Annotated in this window: 3 protein-coding genes and 1 pseudogene; 2 read left to right on the forward strand and 2 right to left on the reverse strand. The window is 75.3% G+C overall.

Annotated elements, in window-relative coordinates:
• Positions 1-189: pseudogene (locus ACSNN7_RS28735) on the reverse strand (type VII secretion protein EccE); the annotation flags it as partial.
• 266 nt (positions 190-455) lie between these two features.
• On the opposite strand from ACSNN7_RS28735, the gene ACSNN7_RS28740 reads away from it, so the two are divergent.
• Together ACSNN7_RS28740 and ACSNN7_RS28745 are read left to right on the forward strand one after the other, a co-directional pair.
• Positions 456-773 carry a WXG100 family type VII secretion target gene (locus tag ACSNN7_RS28740; protein WP_436684184.1) on the forward strand — a complete coding sequence of 106 codons (318 nt, stop codon included), beginning with the start codon at positions 456-458 and terminating at the stop codon, positions 771-773.
• Between the two features lie 25 nt (positions 774-798).
• Positions 799-1,092 (forward strand): WXG100 family type VII secretion target, encoded by a 294-nt coding sequence (locus ACSNN7_RS28745; RefSeq protein ID WP_436684185.1) that lies wholly within the window; start codon positions 799-801, stop codon positions 1,090-1,092.
• 108 nt (positions 1,093-1,200) lie between these two features.
• Here ACSNN7_RS28745 and mycP read toward each other — a convergent pair whose 3' ends face one another.
• Positions 1,201-2,424: a type VII secretion-associated serine protease mycosin gene (mycP, locus tag ACSNN7_RS28750; protein ID WP_436684186.1), complete on the reverse strand. Its 1,224-nt coding sequence runs from the start codon at positions 2,422-2,424 to the stop codon at positions 1,201-1,203.
• Positions 2,425-2,658: the final 234 nt, after the last annotated feature.

The following is a 2,658-nucleotide window of genomic DNA, read 5'->3' on the forward strand; positions in this document are numbered from 1 at the left end:
GGCGGCGAACAGGGCGAGCGCGGTCGCCACCACGCCCCGGCCGAGGGCCGCCACCGGCAGTGCCACCGCGACCTGCGCGGCGACGATCTGACCGGCGCGGACGGCGGTCGACCGGCGCGCGGCGACTGCGCTCCACTGTGGCGGAAGGGGCTGGCGGGAGGCCGGCCGCGCCGTCGTGCTCGCCGTCACCGCGTCTCCTCCGCTCGACGTGCCGGGCCGCACCGCGGACCGGCGGACCTCCGGCGCGCACCGTACCGCGACCGCGACGTGACCCATGGTAAGGGTCCGCCCCGGCGCCCGTTGTCCACAGGGGAACCCGAGGGGGTAGCACAACCGCGATCGGGCCGCTACCGTCAGCGACGAGTTCGGCTGACCGTACCGCCGTGCGCCCCCGCCCAGAGGCGTCCATGGATCGTCCGACGGCAGCCACGACCGAGAGACGAGGTGACGTCCGGGTGGCGCAGACCCAGGCAGAAGCCGCGGTGATGCAGCAGACCGCCGCGAAGTTCGAGCAGGTGGACCAGTCGCTGCAGAGCATGCTCAGCGGCCTGATGGCCGAGCTGGAGGTGTTGCAGCAGGCCTGGCGCGGTGCCGGTGGCCGCTCGTTCGAGCAGGTCAAGCAGCAGTGGTCGCAGGACCAGGCGGCCCTGCAGCGGGCCCTGCGGGAGACCGCCTCGGCGATCCGCACCGCCGGTCGGCAGTACGACGTGTCCGACGACGAGGCGGCCGGCCGGATCTCCGGCACCAACCGCGGCATCCAGTTGCCGCTCTAACCACACGTAGGGGGAGGAGCACCCGATGGATCACGGTGTCCTGGTCGTCAACTTCGCCGCGCTGCAGCAGGCCGGCGCGGACATCCAGAAGGCGTTGAACACGCTCGACTCGCAGCTCGGCCAGTTGGAGCGGGACGCCGCCCCGCTCGTGGCGAGCTGGACCGGCGAGGCGCAGCAGGCGTACGAGCAGCGGCAGGCGCGGTGGCGGTCCGCCTCGCAGGACCTCCAGGCCATGCTGCGCGACATCAAGCTCGCGGTGAACGACTCCGCCACCGACTACCTCGACACGGAGAAGAGGAACGTCGGCCTGTTCCAGTGAGCCCGGCCGCGCGGCGGCGCCGACCATCGAAGTGGGCGCCGCCGTCGCCGTGCCAGCCCTGGGTCGCGTCAGGCCGGCCGCGTCAGGCCGAGCCGGGCCGGTGAAGGCTCAGGCCGGTCCGGCCGGGCGCCAGCCCCGCCGGGTGCCCCGCGGCAGCACCAGGGCGAGCAGCACCGCCACCGCGACCGCCGTAGCGGTGACCCCGGCGACCAGCAGGGCCCGGTCCCGCGCCGCCGCACGCCGCGCCCGCTGGGCCAGCAGCGCCGGGTCGGGCCGGTCCGCCGGCAGGGCGGCCGCCGCGCGTACGCCCGCCGACGAGATTGCCCCGGTCTCGGTGACCGCCCGGTACGGGTTCAGCACGCCCGCGCCGTACCCGCCCCGGCCGTCACCCGGCGCCGGGTCGGTGCTGCCGACGATCCGCCGCGTTACCTGCGCCGCCGTCAGGTCGGGTCGATACTGCCGGACCAGCGCCGCGGTGGCGGCCACGAAGGGCGCCGCGTAGCTGGTGCCCTCCGCCCGGTGGTGCCCCTGCTCCGGCGCGGCCATCAGCACGTCGCTGCCGGGCGCCATCAGGTCGACGTAGGAGCCCGTCTGGGAGAAGGCGGCGCGGGTGCCGTCCGCGGCGATGGCACCCACCCCCAGCACCCCCTCGTACGACGCCGGGTACGGGCGGGGGTCACCGCTGTCGTGCAGGTTGCCCGCGGCGGCCACCACCACCACGTCCCGGCGCACCGCGTACGCCACCGCCTCCCGGACGGCGGGATTGTCCGCGTACAGCACGACGGAGAGGTTCAGCACGTCGGCGTCGTGGTCCACCGCCCACCGGATGGCCCGGGCGAAGTCCGCCGCGCTGACCGTGCGCCCCGACTCCCGGCCCTCCACCACCTGCTGCTCGCTCACCCGCACCGGCAGGATGCGGGCCCGGGGCGCCAGCCCGTGGAAGGCGACGCCGTCGGTGGACCCGGCCGCGACGATGCTGGCCACCCCGGTGCCGTGACCGGCGCAGTCGCGGGTGCCGTCGCCGCCCGGGTCGAGGAAGTCCGCGCCGTCCAGCACCCGGCCCCGCAGCTGCGGGTGCCGCCGGTCCACCCCCGAGTCGATCACCGCGACGGTCACCCCCGCGCCGGTGGCCAGCGGCGCCAGCCGTTCCGGCGCGTACCGGCGCTGGGCCCACGGCACGGCGGTGACCGCACGGGCCGGGGCGAGCGGAGCCGAGCAGGCCGGCGCGGCGGCCCGGGCGGAGGTGCCCGACGACACGGCGAGCGCCGGCAGGCCGGTCAGCAGGACCGCCGCCAGACCGGCGAGGGTCGGTCGCGCGCTGGGCCGGTGCATCGACCGCCTCCGTATCGTGTCGACTCCGGAACGCGATGTTATCGCCTCGCGGACCGCCTCCGGCCAGCCCATTGTGATCTTGTTCGTACCTTGTAGGTTGTACGCGATGCCTATGGCCTGTTCGCGGGAGGAGAGGTGGCCGTGACCGACTGGGAGCCGGCTACCGAGGCCGAGATGGCGATGCGCGACGCGCTGCACGCCAACGACCAGGAACTTTACTTCCGCATCCTGGCC

It is taken from the genome of Micromonospora sp. URMC 105 (assembly GCF_051386295.1).
Lineage (GTDB): Bacteria > Actinomycetota > Actinomycetes > Mycobacteriales > Micromonosporaceae > Micromonospora.